At 57.7% G+C, this 16,510-nt stretch carries 14 protein-coding genes; 13 read left to right on the forward strand and 1 reads right to left on the reverse strand.

The window, feature by feature from the left end:
* Positions 1 to 90 precede the first annotated feature (90 nt).
* Genes CAL18_RS14820 through CAL18_RS14840 form a run of 5 tightly spaced genes read left to right on the forward strand, consistent with a single transcriptional unit; the run spans position 91 to position 2,551 of the window.
* Positions 91 to 747 carry a hypothetical protein gene (locus tag CAL18_RS14820; protein ID WP_094818177.1) on the forward strand — a complete coding sequence of 219 codons (657 nt, stop codon included), beginning with the start codon at positions 91 to 93 and terminating at the stop codon, positions 745 to 747.
* Between the two features lie 17 nt (positions 748 to 764).
* On the forward strand, positions 765 to 1,409 hold the full coding sequence (locus CAL18_RS14825; RefSeq protein WP_094818178.1) for a hypothetical protein: 645 nt from the start codon (positions 765 to 767) through the stop codon (positions 1,407 to 1,409).
* Positions 1,406 to 1,822 (forward strand): hypothetical protein, encoded by a 417-nt coding sequence (locus CAL18_RS14830; protein WP_094818179.1) that lies wholly within the window; start codon positions 1,406 to 1,408, stop codon positions 1,820 to 1,822. The genes CAL18_RS14825 and CAL18_RS14830 overlap by 4 nt, the downstream gene beginning before the upstream one ends.
* Positions 1,819 to 2,295 (forward strand): putative molybdenum carrier protein, encoded by a 477-nt coding sequence (locus tag CAL18_RS14835; protein ID WP_094818180.1) that lies wholly within the window; start codon positions 1,819 to 1,821, stop codon positions 2,293 to 2,295. The genes CAL18_RS14830 and CAL18_RS14835 overlap by 4 nt, the downstream gene beginning before the upstream one ends.
* Positions 2,282 to 2,551: a hypothetical protein gene (locus tag CAL18_RS14840; RefSeq protein ID WP_066918456.1), complete on the forward strand. Its 270-nt coding sequence runs from the start codon at positions 2,282 to 2,284 to the stop codon at positions 2,549 to 2,551. Before CAL18_RS14835 ends, CAL18_RS14840 begins: the two co-directional genes overlap by 14 nt.
* Positions 2,552 to 2,557: 6 nt before the next feature.
* Here CAL18_RS14840 and CAL18_RS14845 read toward each other — a convergent pair whose 3' ends face one another.
* Positions 2,558 to 4,132 (reverse strand): AAA family ATPase, encoded by a 1,575-nt coding sequence (locus CAL18_RS14845; RefSeq protein ID WP_094818181.1) that lies wholly within the window; start codon positions 4,130 to 4,132, stop codon positions 2,558 to 2,560.
* 129 nt (positions 4,133 to 4,261) lie between these two features.
* Between CAL18_RS14845 and CAL18_RS14850 the strand changes: the two genes are divergently transcribed.
* From CAL18_RS14850 to CAL18_RS14885, 8 genes are all read left to right on the forward strand, one after another.
* Positions 4,262 to 4,999: a hypothetical protein gene (locus tag CAL18_RS14850; protein WP_043218890.1), complete on the forward strand. Its 738-nt coding sequence runs from the start codon at positions 4,262 to 4,264 to the stop codon at positions 4,997 to 4,999.
* Between the two features lie 586 nt (positions 5,000 to 5,585).
* Positions 5,586 to 5,795, forward strand: coding sequence for a helix-turn-helix domain-containing protein (locus tag CAL18_RS14855; protein WP_094818182.1), 210 nt, complete (start codon positions 5,586 to 5,588; stop codon positions 5,793 to 5,795).
* A gap of 67 nt (positions 5,796 to 5,862) precedes the next feature.
* A complete protein-coding gene (locus CAL18_RS14860; protein ID WP_094818183.1) occupies positions 5,863 to 8,835 on the forward strand; it encodes a type I restriction endonuclease subunit R in 2,973 nt (990 codons plus the stop codon).
* Positions 8,832 to 11,468, forward strand: coding sequence for a TrlF family AAA-like ATPase (locus CAL18_RS14865; protein WP_094818184.1), 2,637 nt, complete (start codon positions 8,832 to 8,834; stop codon positions 11,466 to 11,468). Before CAL18_RS14860 ends, CAL18_RS14865 begins: the two co-directional genes overlap by 4 nt.
* On the forward strand, positions 11,450 to 12,613 hold the full coding sequence (locus CAL18_RS14870) for an RNA-binding domain-containing protein (RefSeq protein ID WP_094818185.1): 1,164 nt from the start codon (positions 11,450 to 11,452) through the stop codon (positions 12,611 to 12,613). Before CAL18_RS14865 ends, CAL18_RS14870 begins: the two co-directional genes overlap by 19 nt.
* The gene (locus CAL18_RS14875; RefSeq protein ID WP_094818186.1) at positions 12,610 to 13,773 is read left to right on the forward strand and encodes a restriction endonuclease subunit S; all 1,164 of its coding nucleotides are present in this window, start codon (positions 12,610 to 12,612) and stop codon (positions 13,771 to 13,773) included. The genes CAL18_RS14870 and CAL18_RS14875 overlap by 4 nt, the downstream gene beginning before the upstream one ends.
* Entirely contained in the window at positions 13,770 to 14,885 is a 1,116-nt protein-coding gene (locus CAL18_RS14880; RefSeq protein WP_094818187.1) for an AAA family ATPase, read from the forward strand. Before CAL18_RS14875 ends, CAL18_RS14880 begins: the two co-directional genes overlap by 4 nt.
* Positions 14,882 to 16,504: a type I restriction-modification system subunit M gene (locus CAL18_RS14885; protein ID WP_094818188.1), complete on the forward strand. Its 1,623-nt coding sequence runs from the start codon at positions 14,882 to 14,884 to the stop codon at positions 16,502 to 16,504. Before CAL18_RS14880 ends, CAL18_RS14885 begins: the two co-directional genes overlap by 4 nt.
* Positions 16,505 to 16,510 lie beyond the last annotated feature (6 nt).

The following is a 16,510-nucleotide window of genomic DNA, read 5'->3' on the forward strand; positions in this document are numbered from 1 at the left end:
ACGCTCTATATGAGCACGCTCTATAAGTGACAACTAGGCCCTTAATCACTAAAATGACCTCTATGAGTAACAATGGGGAGGCGGTGACGTATGGCAAGCGTCTGGAAGACTGCAGGGATGGGGGCGGCTGCGGGGCTTGCTGTTCCGGTGGCTGGGCTTTCAGGACTGGCTGCCGCTGGTTTTGCGCTGATTCTTGTACTGGCGATGTTCGGCATAGGGCCTGCGCGCCTGTCACAGACGTCGCTGTGGGGGCTGCTGACCAGTGAGCTGATGCTCTATCTGCTGATTTCGCTGGCGATCTTCACGCTGTCCTTCCGCTTTCTGGCGCGGTTGCAGGCTCGTTGTCAGGCTCTTGTCGCCAGAATCAACGCCCAGCAGGGCCTGTCATTCGATGCTGGACAACTCTTGGGCTACCCCGCACCGGCCTTTCTGGTGTTTGACCGGCAGCATCGCAAACTGGCTGTCTGTTCAATAGTGGATGAAGTCTGGCGTATCCACGACTTCTCCTGGCTGCTCGGCTGGCAGATGACCTGGCGCGAGGTCGAGAGCATGGAGATGAACGGCGGTAGCCGACAGGTCAACGCCAGCGGCATGAGCGTGCCGACCTTCGAGCGCACGGTACGCGCCAAAGACTTCGCCATCGAGCTGCAAACCGCCGATCCGCAACGACCAGTGCTCAGTTTTCCCATGAGCCGTCGGGCGGCGGAAACCTGGTGCGCCCGACTCAATGCCATTTTCAACGGATAAACTCGCGAGGAACTGCGATGAAACACTACCGGAGCTTGCTGCTTCTGCCTTTCGTATTGACGGGTTGTGCCACAACCGACATGCAGGGGGCGCTGGACTCCCTGAACGGACTGGGACAATCCATTGGAAGCAGTCTGTCGCAAGCGGCTACGCCCGCAAGCGCAGCAAGCCACAACAGTTTGCTGAGCACCCCGCTGCATAACGCCCTGCGCCGGAATCTGTCTACCGACGGTCGCGCCCCGGAGTGGCCCAAGGTGGTGATCAGCAATCTGCAAATTCCGGCTGATCAGATGACCCTGACCCGTAGCCTCACGCTCAAAGCCAGTGATTGCATTCGCTTTGACGCAGTGCTCTGGCACGACGCCAAGCGCTCCGAGCGCTTCAGCAATCTGTCGCTTTGCGCGCCGGAGCTGCCGAAACAGTCAAACAACTTCGTGCTGACCTGGAAGAGCTTTTCCATTTCCGGCAAAACCAGCGGTCAGGTTCGTAGCGATGGACCGACCCCGCCTTACAGCAAGTTGCCCGGCGACCCCGCGATGGAGCGTTGGTTGATGAATCAGTTCGGCCTTTACTATGTCGGTTCGCTGCTGACCCTGGTCGGCTACGACTCCAACTTCACGGTCGATGACCGCCGCTTCTGGATCAGGAACATCAAGGGATGAAAGCGTTGCTGCTGGCGGCCATGCCGGTGGTGCTGATGGATGGCACTACCCCAGACCTCAACCGCTGGTTGCAGATCGAGCCGGCCATCATCGCCGCCGTGGAATGCCGTCAAGCCTTGCCGGTGCGCGTGCTGGACGGCATTGCGCCCAATGCTCCCGGTAGTTGGTCGCTGACGCCGGAACGCAGCTTCACGGCATTCGGCTTGCCGGTGAAGCGGATCGAGCTGTTCATCGACCCGGATGGTGAGCTGGGTGCAAGCTATACCGCAGTGATTGAAAAGCGCAGCCTGGAACAGGTGCGCAAGCAACTGAAGCTTGCCAGCCAGCGTGGGCGCATCGGCCAGCTATCGGCAGATCAGCCCAGCGCCGAAGTTCAAGTGAGCTGCACGGTCGCAGCAACGGGGCAAGGGTGAATATTCAGCGCATTCTCTCCGGCGGCCAGACCGGCGTAGACCGGGCTGCGCTGGATTTCGCCATTGCCCGGCAGATTCCGCACGGCGGCTGGTGCCCAGCAGCCCGACGCGCCGCTGATGGCGTACTGGATGCTCGCTACCAGTTGATGGAGACCGAATCCAGCGGTTATCGCCAGCGCACCAAACGCAATGTGCTGGACGCTGATGCCACGCTGATCCTTTACCGAGACAAGCTCGAAGGTGGCAGCCTGCTCACTCGCGATCTGGCGACGGGACACGGCAAGCCGCTACTGCTGTGCGATTTGCATGTCCCTACAGAAAAGCTGTTGGCGGCATGGCAAGACTGGTTGCTTAGCCATCCCGTCGCTATTCTCAACATTGCTGGCCCGAGTGAAGCACGCAACCCCGGTATCTACCTGCAGGCGAGCGCACTACTGGAGCTTTTCTGGAGCACGGAACATGAGCCGATCTGATGCCCGCTGCGCGACACCTTATATCTACTCGGGTGAGTTGCAGATCCGCCCCGAAGTGGATGCCGCGCTGGCTGCGCTGAAAGACAAACCTTACACCGCCATCCCCAGCTGGAAAAACGATGGAACCTGGGAGCTGTGGACGGTGGAAGGCGACGGCGAAACCCAGCCCTGCATCATCAGCGGCCCATCGACCACTTACCCCAGCGAGGCCGATGCACTGGCCGCCGGTGCGGCCTGGCTATCCGGACAACGCTGAGCAACCTCAATTCCATCCCTCGCTGACAAAGCCAACGCCACGGCGGCTGATCTCGACCAGCGGTCTGATGTCTTGCACCTGGACGATTCCTCGGTCATCACGAGCTGCCGAACCCAAGGCCCGCTGCAGAACCAGACGCACACTGCGCGGCGGCAAGGCTTGCAGACGGGACAGGACATCATCATCCAGCCTCTCGGCAAAGGCGTTGCCCCAGCTCGACTCGTCGCGGAGTCGGTTGTAAATCGACTGCGCGATGCTTCTGACCTGCTCCGGCCTGGGCGGTTGAATGTGCAACACCGTCAGCCGTGAGCGCAGCGGCCCCGGAATCGCCTCCAGCTCATTCGCGGTCGCCATCCAATTCACATGACTGGCGTCGATGGCAAAGTCGCGGATCGACAGGTCGATGAAATCCCGCGCACTGCGCGGTTCCAGCAAGGTATAGAGTGCTGCCAGCGGATCGTATTGCGGTCTGCCGTTGCTGGCCTTATCCAGTTCATCGAGCACCACCACCGGGTTGGCTAGTGGTTGGTAGGCCAACAGCTCAAAGAGCTGGCCTGGCTCGGAATTGCTCCAAAATGATTCGGAACCGGCGAGCGGCGAACTTGATTGCGTACTCGCCATGTCGAAGACCCGGAACGGTAGCACGAGCTGATCGGCAAGCCAGCGTGCCGCCTCGGTTTTGCCGATGCCCGCCGGGCCGACCAGCAACACGGCAGGCCAGGACACCCGGCCATCGCCCAGACTGGACAAGGCGAAGTGATCACGCATCAGCTCGGCCAGTTCATGGAAGTTTGGAAAAGCCAGCGCGAACTCATCCAGAAGGGTTTTCCAGTCCGAGGGCAGCAGGCCCAGTTGGCGGCTACCATGGCCCGCTCGCTTTATCCGCTCCGCCATCGCCTGCGCGCGCTTGAACTTGTCGTCGCCTTTCGGTCGGTGGCGATCCACGAACGCCTCCAGCCCAGCTTCATCGAGAAAGACGATGCTCGGCAAGGGCACTGATTTAGCGGTTTCTGTCGGCTGCTTCTGAACCTGCTCCGGTTTGGTTTCGCTCGGGACGGGCTCATCTTCAACCGCCATGGCGGCGCGTACATCTTCGGTCGTCACCTTACCCAGATCGTGCACCACCTGTTGCACCCCCTGTTCGACGATGAGCTGGCGGCTGCGGCGCACTTCTTCGGCAAACAATCCTTGGATGCCGTCATGTTGCGGGCAGCGTTGCGGACGGATGCCGTCCCCGACAACCTGTACACCGCAGACGGGGCATTTTTGCAGCGAAAGGTGCTTGGTCTGGGCAATCAGATCGAACACTGCTGCTGCGCGTTCGCTGTGGCGTCGCAGCGGCTGGTAATGAATGGCCAGGCGATCCCGGTTGCAACTCACCGACAGTGAGCCCTTGCGTGCGAGCACTGTGGGCAGCAGCAGGCATTCCACCTGGGCAAACAGATGTGCCACCAAAGCCAGATGCCCCGGCGCGGGTTCGACGATCTGCCGGGCAAGCCAGGGATGCCGTGCCTTGAGCGCAGCAATGGCTGCTTCGTATTCCCGCAGGCGCAATGGGCGGGCTTGCTTTGGCTTACGCATGATGGCCTCCCAAATAGCCTAACTATAAATTACTATAATAGCGGTTTGCGCGAATCGCCAAACTCCGCACGCTCGTCTTGTCGGCCAATAAGTCTTATAGTGATTTACAGTGAATTCACAGGGCCCGACATGCCAACCCTTGCCAACGAACAATTGCCAGCCCTTGCCGCCGCCTTGATACGACTGCGCGGGGAAACGCTGGGGCGGATCGCCGAAGCCACCGGTATCCGCGCCGCCAACCTCTCGGTCTGGCTGCGTGGCAAGGAACAGGTGATCTCCGCCAAACGTTTGGTCGGCCTGTTACATCACCTCGGTATGGAAGGCGGTCGCCTGCGTACTGATGTGTTGCACCCGTGGCAGGATCGCGGGGCGCTGGATGACAGCAGGCTCGTGCTAAGCCTGCTGCAGGCCAACACGCAGCCGGTGTGGTTGTTTCAGGATGAGCAGCCGGGGCTGATCAAGACGCGCTTTCTGTTGGCTGGCGATGTGCTGATCCGCATGGAGATCGAGCCGGGCGTCGATCAGGCCCTTGATCTGGTGACAGTCGTCAGGGTGGATCGTGTCATCACCACACCTACGGCATTGGCCGGGGTGCCAAGTGAATCACTTGAGTCAGCACGTAGCGCACTTTTGGCACTGGCGGAGCAGGCTGCTGCGGACGTGGGGGACGAAGAGCTGCTGGAAGGGCTGATGTTCCGTCTGAGCGAAACTGTTGATAGCAATATTGCTTCCCCGCAAGGTTGGCAACGATTGGAGCAGGCGCTGCGCTTTGCATTCAACGCAGGAGCACAACCTGCTGACATCGCCCGCGTAGTTGACGCCCATTTCCGCAGCGGCGGCAATGCGGACATGCCGCCAACTGAGTAGACAAAAAATGCGCTGTTTCCAGCCATCGGGTTTCCAAATCCTGCGGCGCTGATCGCAATGACTTTTAGCTGGTCACATGCCCCGTTACTCCCTATTTAGGCTTGCGTACATACTGATTGTGCATTGCGTTCTTTCCAACGCTCTGCTGTTCGGGCACATGGTCAGGCACCAGAAGTCCTATTTCCGATTGCGTACATACCAACATCGGCGGGCGTGCATTCCAAATCCCTTGACTGTTATTGCTTATCTTGTGCCCAGGCGAGGGAGTAACGTGGCATGGCGCTTTGTGACCAGCAAAAATTATCTGTGCGATCAGGTCGGGCTGCCGGCTTACTGTGTGAACAGTGTGGCGGCATGCTGGCAACAACGTGGCAGCCTTGTGCGAACAATGTGTTGAAAGGGTGGCAAGGATGGTGGCGACAGTGTGTAGCCATGGTGGTGACAGTGTGGCACTGCGCCCCGTGTTACCACATTCAACTCACAACGACAGTAGCCAAGAACAATTTTGATGCTTCCGCAGCATTCAAATGATAGACTCCAAACGACTTAAGACGACTTTCAATCGCAACCTCCGAGCGCCATCGACATGAGCACAGAACCGTGGGTTACCGCCGAGCACGTCGCCAAGCACTTGGGCGTGGCCAAGGACACCGTGTACCGCTGGCGCGAGCGCAAAGGTCTGCCCGCGCACCGCGTGGGGCGGCTGTGGAAATTCCAGCTCTCCGAAGTGGATGAATGGGTGCGTGCAGGCGGCGCAGATGAAGATGTCGGTGAGCCGGGGAGTCGGCATACATGAGCTCCATGGCATTCCCCCGCCAGAACAACGGCGGTAGCAAACCGTTTGGGTCTTTGAGGCAAGGTTCATGACGACCACAGAACAACAAATCGAACTCGATCTGATCGCCAAGCTCGGCGACCTCAAGTACACCTATCGCCCCGACATTCGCGACCGCGCCGCGCTCGAAGCCAACTTCCGAGCCAAGTTCGAAGCGCTGAACCGCGTGCATCTGACTGACAGCGAGTTTCAGCGCTTGCTCGACGGCATCATCACGCCCGATGTCTACGGCGCTGCCCAGCAGCTTCGCAACATCAACAGCTTCGAGCGCGACGATGGCACGCCGCTGAACTACACCTTGGTGAACATCCGGGACTGGTGCAAGAACGACTTTGAGGTCGTCAACCAGTTGCGCATGAACACTGACAACAGCCATCACCGGTACGACGTGATACTGCTCATCAACGGCGTACCGGTGGTGCAAATCGAGCTGAAGACCTTGGCGGTCAGCCCGCGCCGGGCCATGCAGCAGATCGTTGATTACAAGACTGACCCCGGCAATGGCTATAGCAAGACACTGCTGTGCTTCCTGCAGCTCTTCATCGTCAGCAACCGCACTGACACTTGGTATTTCGCCAACAACAACGCACGGCACTTCAGCTTCAACGCAGATGAGCGCTTCTTGCCGGTTTACCAGTTTGCCAGCGAAGACAACAAGAAAATCACGCTGCTCGATAGTTTTGCCGAGAAGTTCCTAGCCAAGTGCACTCTAGGGCAAATGATCAGCCGCTACATGGTGCTGGTGGCCAGCGAGCAGAAGCTGCTGATGATGCGGCCATACCAAATCTATGCCGTCAAAGCCATCGTGGAGTGCATCCACCAGAATTGCGGTAACGGCTACATCTGGCACACCACCGGCTCAGGCAAGACGCTGACTTCGTTCAAGGCGTCCACCCTGCTCAAAGACAATCCGGACATCGACAAGTGTCTGTTTGTGGTGGATCGCAAAGACCTGGATCGCCAGACTCGCGAGGAATTCAACCGCTTTCAGGAAGGCTGCGTCGAAGAGAACACCAACACCGAGACCCTGGTGCGCCGCCTGCTGTCCGACGACTATGCCGACAAGGTCATCGTCACCACCATTCAGAAGCTGGGCCTGGCTCTGGATGGGGCTAACAAGCGCAACTACAAGGAGCGGCTGGAGCCATTACGCAACCAGCGCATGGTGTTTATCTTTGATGAATGCCACCGCTCACAATTTGGCGACAACCACAAAGCCATCAAGGAGTTCTTCCCCAACGCCCAGCTTTTTGGCTTTACCGGCACACCCATCTTCGAGAAGAACGCCAGCTACCAGCAGATCGAAGGTCAGCAGGCCAGTTACCGCACGACCGACGACCTCTTCCAGCGTTGCCTGCATCAATACACCATCACCCACGCCATCGAGGATCGCAACGTCCTGCGCTTTCACGTGGATTACTTCAAGCCCGAAGGCAAGAATCCTCCCAAACCTGGTGAAGGCGTGGCCAAGCCCAAGGTCATTGAAACCATTCTCGCCAAGCACGATGCAGCGACCAATGGCCGCAAGTTCAATGCCGTGTTGGCAACGGCCAGCATCAACGATGCCATCGAATACTTCGAACTGTTCGCGGAGATCCAAAAACAAAAGACCGAGCAAGACCCTGAGTTCCGTCCGCTGAACGTTGCCTGCGTATTCTCTCCACCTGCCGAGGGCAATAAGGACGTACAGCAGATTCAGGAAGACCTGCCGCAAGAAAAGGAAGACAACCAGCAAGACCCCGAAGGCAAGAAGGCGGCGCTCACGCGCATCGTGGCCGATTACAACGCCCGCTTCGGTACCAACCACCGCATTGGCGAGTTCGACCTGTACTACCAGGATGTGCAAAAGCGCATCAAGGATCAGCAGTATCCCAACAGCGATCTTCCCGCCGCACAAAAGATCGACATCACCATCGTGGTGGACATGCTGCTTACCGGTTTCGACTCCAAGTACCTCAATACCCTGTACGTGGACAAGAACCTCAAACACCACGGCTTGATCCAAGCGTTTTCGCGCACCAATCGCGTGCTGAACGACAGCAAGCCCTATGGCAACATCCTCGACTTCCGTCAGCAGCAAAAGGCGGTCGAAGAGGCAATTGCGCTCTTTTCCGGCGAGAAGATCGACAACCCGCGTGAAATCTGGCTGGTAGACCCCGCGCCCAAGGTCATCGAAAACCTGCAAACCGCCACCCAGAAGCTGGCTGACTTCATGCAGTCGCAAGGCGTGGGCAATACGCCGGAAGAAGTGGCCAACCTGAAAGGCGATGCCGCAGGGGCGCAGTTCGTCAACCTGTTCAAGGAAGTTCAGCGGCTCAAGACCCAGCTTGATCAATACACCGATCTTTCCGACGAGCAGAAGGCGCAGATCACCCAGATTGTGCCACCCGATCAGATGCAGGGCTTCAAGGGTGCGTACCTGGAAACGGCCAAGCGCCTGAAGGAACAACAGGATCGCGACCAGACCCCGCCGGAAGTGCAGCAGCTTGATTTCGAATTCGTGCTCTTCGCCTCAAGCGTGATCGACTACGACTACATCATGAGCCTCATCGCCAAGCTGACCCAGCAGAAGCCCGGCAAGCTCACCATGAACCGTGAGCAGCTCATTGGCCTGATTCAGTCCGACGCCAAGTTCATCGACGAGCGCGAGGACATTGCCGAGTACATCCGTGGCCTGCCAGTCAATGAAGCCCTGGACGAAAATCAAATCCGCAGCGGATTCGACCGCTTCAAGGCAGAGAAAAAAACACGGGAACTCACCGATCTCGCCAACCGCCATGCACTGGACGCATCGGCGCTGCAAGCCTTTGTCGATGACATTTTGCGCCGCCGTATTTTCGATGGCGAACGCCTCTCCGAGTTGATGGCCCCGCTGGAACTTGGCTGGAAAGCCCGCACGCAGAAAGAGTTGGCCCTGATGGAAGAGCTGACGCCACTGCTGCACAAGCTCGCCCAGGGGCGAGAGATTGCTGGTTTGGCTGCCTATGAGGAGGGGCGATGATGGGAACCGTCTTTGCACAAGGGGCGCAGTGGGTTCGTGCGGACTTCCATCTGCACACCCGCGCAGATCGTGAGTTCAAGTACACAGGCGATGACAACTTCTACAACAGCAATTATGTGAACGCGCTGGAGAAAGCAGGTATCCAGCTGGGCGTCATCACCAATCACAACAAGTTCGATTTCGAGGAGTTCAAAGCGCTGCGTAAGACAGCTCAGAAAAAGGGGATTGCGCTGCTGCCAGGCGTCGAGCTGTCGGTCAATGATGGGGCCAATGGCATCCACACGCTCGTCGTGTTCTCAGATGAATGGATCGACGAGCACAACCACATCAACCCCTTCCTAACCAGCGCATTTGAAGGCAAGGCGCCCGCACAGTACGAGCAGGAGAATGGCCGAACCTCATGGTCACTTCTGGAGACGATCAAGAAGCTGGAAAGCTATCACCGGGATTTCTTCCTCGTCTTCGCCCATGTCGAAGCACCAAGTGGCTTGTGGTCGGAGCTGGATGGTGGCCGACTCACTGAGTTGGGGCAAAACGATTTCTTCCGGCGCAGAACGCTCGGCTTCCAAAAGGTTCGCACGCACGACGGCGCAGGCAAAGACAAACCTTGCCGCACCAAGATTCAAAGCTGGTTGCAGAGCTGGTACCCCGCCGAACTTGAAGGCAGTGACCCCAAGTGCATTGATGAAATCGGCCGGGGCAAGACCAGTTACCTGAAGTTGGGCGAGTTGTCCTTTGAGGCCGTCAAGTTTGCCTTGAGCGATCCCGCTGCGCGGGTCGCCACGGAGCCGCCCAAGCATCAGGCTTCTTACATTCGCAGCATTCACTTTGACGGGGGCACCCTTGACGGGAAAACGCTGCATTTCTCGCCTGAACTGAACACGTTGATCGGCATCCGGGGCAGCGGCAAGTCTTCCATTCTGGAAGCAGTGCGCTACGCCCTCGATATTCCTCGCGGGGAGAAGGCGCAGGACACCAAGTACAAGGATGAACTGATCCGCCACACTCTGGGCAGCGGCGGCAAGGTGACGCTGACGGCCTGTGACGTATACGGACAGGAATTCACCATCTCCCGCATTTTCCGCGAAGCGCCGAACGTCTATCTGGACGGCAAATTGCAGCCCGGTGTATCGATCCGGGAAACCGTGCTGCGCCGTCCGATCTACTTCGGGCAGAAAGACCTTTCCAGCACCGGCGAAGGTTTCGAGACCGATCTAGTGGAAAAGCTGGTGGGCGAAAAGCTCCGCACACTGCGAGACGAAATCGAAACCCAACGCCAGCATGTGCGTGATGCTGCGCAGCGCTGGCTCAAGCTCAGCAATACTGCCGAACTCAGGCGTGATTACGAGTCCCAGCTCACCGATGCCAACTTCCGGCTGAAGAAGTTCGAAGAGTACGGGGTTGCCGACAAGCTGCAAAAGCGCCTTGGCTTCCAGCAGGATGCCAGTGCACTGGCACGCATGAAGGAGCGGGCAGACAGCTTTGTGCTCGCCCTCGGGCAATTGATCGCCGAGCACGAAGACGATCTGCGTAATGCCACGAGCTACGTCTCCAAGCAGAATCCCGATTTCTTCACGGCTTATTACGCCGAATTTGCCAATCTCGTTGCCAAAGTCGATCAGCTCAAGCAAATCGAGCAGGAGGCCCGCGCTGTTACCTCCCGGCTTCAATTCAAACAAGGCGAGTTCGCTGCCGCGCGCCAGAGTCTTCAGGAAGAGTTTGCCCAGGTCGAACGTCAGCTGGCTCAGGAACTCAAGCAGACCGGCATGACGGCCATCCAGCCGGATGACTTCCTGACCCAACAGCAGCGCAAAACCAAGGCGGAGCAAATGCTGGAGGCGCTCGCCAAGCAGGAAAGCCAGCAGAGCAGCATCCGCGACGCACTGTTTGCCGAGATCGACAAGCTCAACGGCCTGTGGCTGCGCGAGTTCAACGCCATCAAGGCCGAACTGGATCGGGTGAACGCTGGCCATACCGCCCTGCAGATCGAAGCCGACTTCAAAGGCGACAAGGAAGCCGCCATCAGTTTCATGCAGCAGCTCTTCAAGGGCAGCAACATCCGCGAAACCACCCTGCGCGCCGTGATGGAGGATTACGCCGATTTCGGCGGGCTGCTGCGTGATTTGCCAAACGCCTTGAAAAAAGCGGGCAGTACGCCGGAGGTTTTCGAAAAGACTTTCATGCAAAACCTGATGGAGTTCGTGGTCTATCAGGTGCCTAACCGTTTCGTCATTCGCTATCGCGGCAAGGAACTCAAGCATCACTCGCTCGGGCAGCGTGCTTCCGCGCTGTTGCTATATGTGCTCAGCCAGCGCCAGAACGACGTGATCATCATTGACCAGCCGGAAGACGATCTGGACAACCAGACCATCTACGACGACGTGATCAAGCTACTGCGCGAGATGAAGCCTCACGCCCAATTCATCTTCGCCACCCACAACGCCAACTTTCCGGTGCTGGGTGATGCGGAGCAAGTGCATGCCTGCCGCTATCAGGATGAGCAAGTCGCCGTACAAAGCGGCAGCATCGACGCTCGTCCGGTGCAGGACGCCATCATCAACATCATGGAAGGAGGCCAGGAAGCCTTCAACCGACGCAAAGAGGTTTACAACCTATGGAAACCACAGAACTGATCGACTGCTTGAGCCGTGGCGAAGACAGTCGCCATCAGTTCAAAGAGAACTTCACCAATGCCGACGCGCTGGCGGCGGAGATCGTGGCCTTCGCCAACACCGCTGGCGGGCAGATTTTCATTGGCGTGCAAAACGACGGCACGGTGCTGGGCTTGTCTCACGCGGACATTGACCGCCTGAACCAGCTCATCTCCAACAGTGCTTCACAAAACGTGCGGCCTGCGGTGAACCCGCTCACCGAAAATGTGCCGCACCCCAACGGCACCGTGATGGTGGTCACCGTTGTGGAAGGCGTCAGCAAACCCTACATGGACAAGAACGGAGCCATCTGGGTGAAGAACGGCTCGGACAAGCGCCGAGCCACCTCGCGCGAGGAAATCCAGCGCCTGTTCCAGCAGGCGGGGCTGGTGCATGCGGATGAGACGCCTGTGGCGGGCTTGAGCGCGGGCGATGTGGACCTGCCCTATTTCGCAACCTTCTTCGAACAGCAATTTGGCGAGCCGCTCGCCCAGCACAAGCAACCGCTGCCGCAGCTCTTGACCAACATGAACCTGATGAACCAGGGGCAGCTCAATGTGGCGGGCAGCCTGCTGTTTGCCAAAGCGCCGCAGTACGCACTGCCTGCCTTCATCGTCAAGGCGGTGGCTTTTGTCGGCAATGAGATCGAAGACCAGCGCTATGTCGACAGCCGCGACATCACCGGTAAGCTGGCCGATGTATTCCAGCAGACGCTCGGCTTCATCGTCGCTAACACCCGCGCCACTCAGGGTGAACAGGGCTTCAACTCCCAAGGCCAATCGGAGATTCCGCGCATCGTCTGGGAGGAACTGGTCGCCAACGCGCTCATCCACCGCGACTACTTCATCAGCGCGCCGGTGCGCGTGTTGGTGTTTGCCGATCGGGTCGAGATCATTAGCCCCGGCCACCTGCCCAACAACCTGACCATCGAAAACATCAAGGCGGGCAACTCCAATATGCGCAATCCGATTCTGGCGTCCTTTGCCGCCAAGTTGCTGCCCTATCGCGGACTGGGCAGCGGCCTGCTGCGCGCCTTGCGGGCCTGGCCGCAGATTGAACTCATTGACGACCGGGCTGGGAACCCGTTCAAGGCCATCGTTAAACGGCCACAGGAGCAAGCGGCATGAGTGAGAATAAAAAACAGCAGTTGGTGCCACGGCTGCGGTTTCCGGAGTTTCGGGAAGCTGGGGGGTGGGAGGAAAAGACACTCGGTGCCGTTTGCGACATGCAAGCTGGAAAATTCATTTCTGCTTCAGAGATCTCAGAGAAGAAAATTGACGGCTTGTATCCATGCTTTGGCGGCAACGGGCTACGTGGCTATTGTAAAACGTATAACCAGTCTGGCCGATATTCGCTCATCGGTCGTCAGGGAGCACTTTGCGGCAATGTGAATCTTGTTGATGGGGATTTCTACGCAACCGAGCATGCTGTGGTAACGACGCCTAAAGCGGGCATTAGCACTGGCTGGCTCTTCTACAACCTTTGCCTTCTTAATTTGAATCGCTTTGCTACGGGCCAAGCGCAGCCTGGTCTGTCCGTTGAAGTGCTTGAGAAGGTTGATTGTGTAGTACCTAAAAACAAAGACGAACAACAAAAAATCGCTGACTGCCTGTCTTCGCTGGATGATCTGATCGCGGCGGAAACCCAAAAGCTCGACACCCTCAAGACCCACAAAAAGGGCCTGATGCAGCAGCTTTTTCCCCGAGAAGGCGAAACCGTGCCACGGCTGCGGTTTCCGGAGTTTCGGGAAGGTCCAGCATGGGGCAAGGAGAAATTGGAAAAACTTATTACTACGGTTAGCCCACCGTCAAAACTGCAGTCATCCAACTATGGGACGCAAGGTAAGTTTCCCATCATCGACCAATCTCAAGAGTTTATTTGTGGCTGGACTGATGATGAACGCGCTGTAATTACTGAATCGCTGCCACTCATCATATTTGGCGACCACACCTGCGCCCTCAAGTTTGTTGACAAACCGTTTGCGCAAGGCGCCGATGGCATCAAAATTCTCAAGGTAAGGCCCGCCATCTCTGCTGAATATTTGTTTCATTCCCTCAGCCACCGTCCGTTGGCGATGGAGGACTACAAGCGTCATTTTTCGATGCTGAAGGAGCGTGCAGTTGTTTTTCCTGATATCGAATCAGGCGAGCAACAAAAAATCGCTGACTGCCTGTTTTCGCTGGACGATCTGATCACCGCCCAAACCCAGAAAATCGATGCCCTCAAGACCCACAAAAAGGGCCTGATGCAGCAGTTATTTCCGACGCTGGATGAGGTGGACGCATGAAGCCCGCCCAATCCTTCGCCGACTTGCCCGCGCTGGCCGCTCATCTGCGCAGCGAGCTGGAAAACAAAAAAAACATCCTGCTCTATGCCTACAACGGCACCGGCAAGACGCGGCTGTCCATGGCCTTCAAGGACATGGGCAAGCAGGCCGAGGCCCGTGATACCCTGTATTTCAACGCCTTCACCGAAGACCTGTTTCACTGGAACAACGATCTGGTAGGCGATGCGGACCGGCGTTTGCTGCTCAATAAGGATTCGCGATTCTTTCAGGGGTTGTTCGATCTGGAAATGGACAACCGCATCCGCCCATTGCTGCGGCGTTACGCGGATTTCGACTTCCGGATCGACACCGAGGGCCCAGAGTGGGCGGTGCGCTTTTCGCGCCTGGTGGATGGTCAGCCCGTTGACAACATCAAGGTGTCACGTGGCGAGGAAAACATCTTCATCTGGTGTTTTTTTCTGGCTGTGGTCGAACTGGCGATGGACGCCGATATCGAGGCGTACCAATGGGTGAAGTACCTGTATATCGACGACCCGATCTCGTCGCTAGATGAACACAACGCCATTGCCGTCGCCAATCACTTGGCGCAGTTGCTCAAGCGGCAGGACAATCGGCTCAAGACAGTGCTCTCCACGCACCACACCTTGTTTTTCAATGTGCTCTGTAACGAGCTGGGCAAGGCGCGCCGCTATGTGATCAACAAGCACCCGGCTAACGGCGGCTATCTGCTGCGGCCCGAAGAGGGCGATACGCCCTTCTTCCACCACGTTGCGGCCTTGGCGGAACTCTATCAGGCTGCACAGGAAGATCGCTTGTTCACGCACCATTTCAACATGCTGCGCACGATTCTAGAGAAGACGGCGAGTTTTCACGGCCACAAAAACTTTTCTGCCTGCATCAGGCAAGACGATGATGACCCGGACGGCATTTTGCACGCGCGTCTGATCAACATCCTCAGTCACGGCAACTACTCGCTGTATGAGCCGCAGCAGATGCTCGATGAGAACAAGGCTTACTTCAAGAAGATTCTGAACGACTTCCTGAATCGCTACCCCTTCAATCCCGATTTGTTCCCTCTGCACCCTGAGGCTGCAACAGCAGGTACACCATGACCGAATCCGAAAAGCAAAAATTGGGCAAGACCCTCTGGGCCATCGCCGACCAACTGCGTGGCGCGATGAATGCGGACGACTTCCGCGATTACATGCTGGCTTTTCTCTTCCTGCGCTATCTGTCGGACAACTACGAGGCCGCCGCGCAGAAGGAGCTGGGATCGGACTATCCAGACCTTCCTTCCGATGTGTTGAGGCAGACCGGCGTGAATACGCCGCTTCAAGCGTGGTACGAGGAAAATCTGGACGACGTACCCGAATTCGAGAAGCAGATGCGCCGCAAGGTGCATTACGTTATCGAACCCCAATACCTGTGGGGCAACATCGCCGAGATGGCGCGCACGCAGGATGCCGAGCTGCTGCATACCTTGCAGAAGGGCTTCAAGTACATCGAGGAAGAATCCTTCGCCAGCACCTTCCGGGGCCTGTTCTCAGAGATCAATCTGGCGTCGGATAAGCTGGGCAAGACCTACAGCGAGCGCAATGCCCGCCTGTGCAAGATCATCGCCGAGATCGCCAAGGGGCTGGGGCAGTTCTCTACCGATAGCGACACGCTGGGTGATGCCTACGAGTACCTGATCGGCCAGTTTGCGGCAGGCTCGGGCAAAAAGGCCGGCGAGTTCTACACGCCGCAGCGCATTTCAGACATCCTGTCGGCCATCGTCACGCTGGACAGCCAGGAGCCAGCCACCGGCAAGTGCTCGCATCTGGATAGCGTTTTCGACTTTGCCTGCGGCTCGGGCTCCTTGCTGCTCAATGTGCGCCGCCTGATGGGGCCGCACGGCATTGGCAAGATTTACGGCCAGGAAAAGAACATCACCACCTACAACCTGGCGCGCATGAACATGCTGCTGCACGGGGTGAAGGACTCGGAGTTCGAGATTTTCCATGGCGATACCCTGCTCAACGAGTGGGATATGTTGCGCGAAACCAACCCAGCAAAGATGCCGAAGTTCGACGCGGTGGTGGCCAACCCGCCGTTCAGCTATCGCTGGGAGCCGAGCGAGGCGCTGGGCGAAGACGTGCGCTTCAAGAATTACGGCCTGGCACCGAAGTCCGCCGCTGACTTTGCCTTCCTGCTGCATGGCTTCCACTTCCTCAAGCAAGACGGTGTGATGGCGATCATCCTGCCCCACGGTGTGCTGTTCCGTGGCGGTGCCGAGGCGCGCATTCGTACCAAACTGCTCAAGGATGGGCACATCGACACTGTTATCGGCCTTCCGGCGAACCTGTTCTTCTCTACTGGCATACCGGTGTGCATCCTGGTGCTGAAAAAGTGCAAGAAGCCGGACGACGTGCTGTTCATCAACGCTGCCGAGCATTATGAGAAGGGCAAACGCCAGAACCAGCTCTTGCCGGAGCACATTGACCAAATCATCGACACCTACCGCTACCGCAAGGAAGCCCCGCGTTACTCGCGCCGGGTGAGCATGGAAGAAATCGAGAAGAACGATTTCAACCTGAACATCTCGCGCTATGTGAGCACTGCGCAAGCCGAGGAAGAGATCGACCTGGCAGTGGTGCATGCGGATCTGGTTGCCGCCGAGAAGAAGATTGCAGACGCCAAGGCGCGCCACAATCAGTATCTGGCTGAGTTGGGGTTGCCACTGTTGCCTTGAGCCAAA

This window comes from Bordetella genomosp. 7 (genome assembly GCF_002261415.1).
Taxonomy (GTDB): domain Bacteria; phylum Pseudomonadota; class Gammaproteobacteria; order Burkholderiales; family Burkholderiaceae_B; genus Bordetella_A.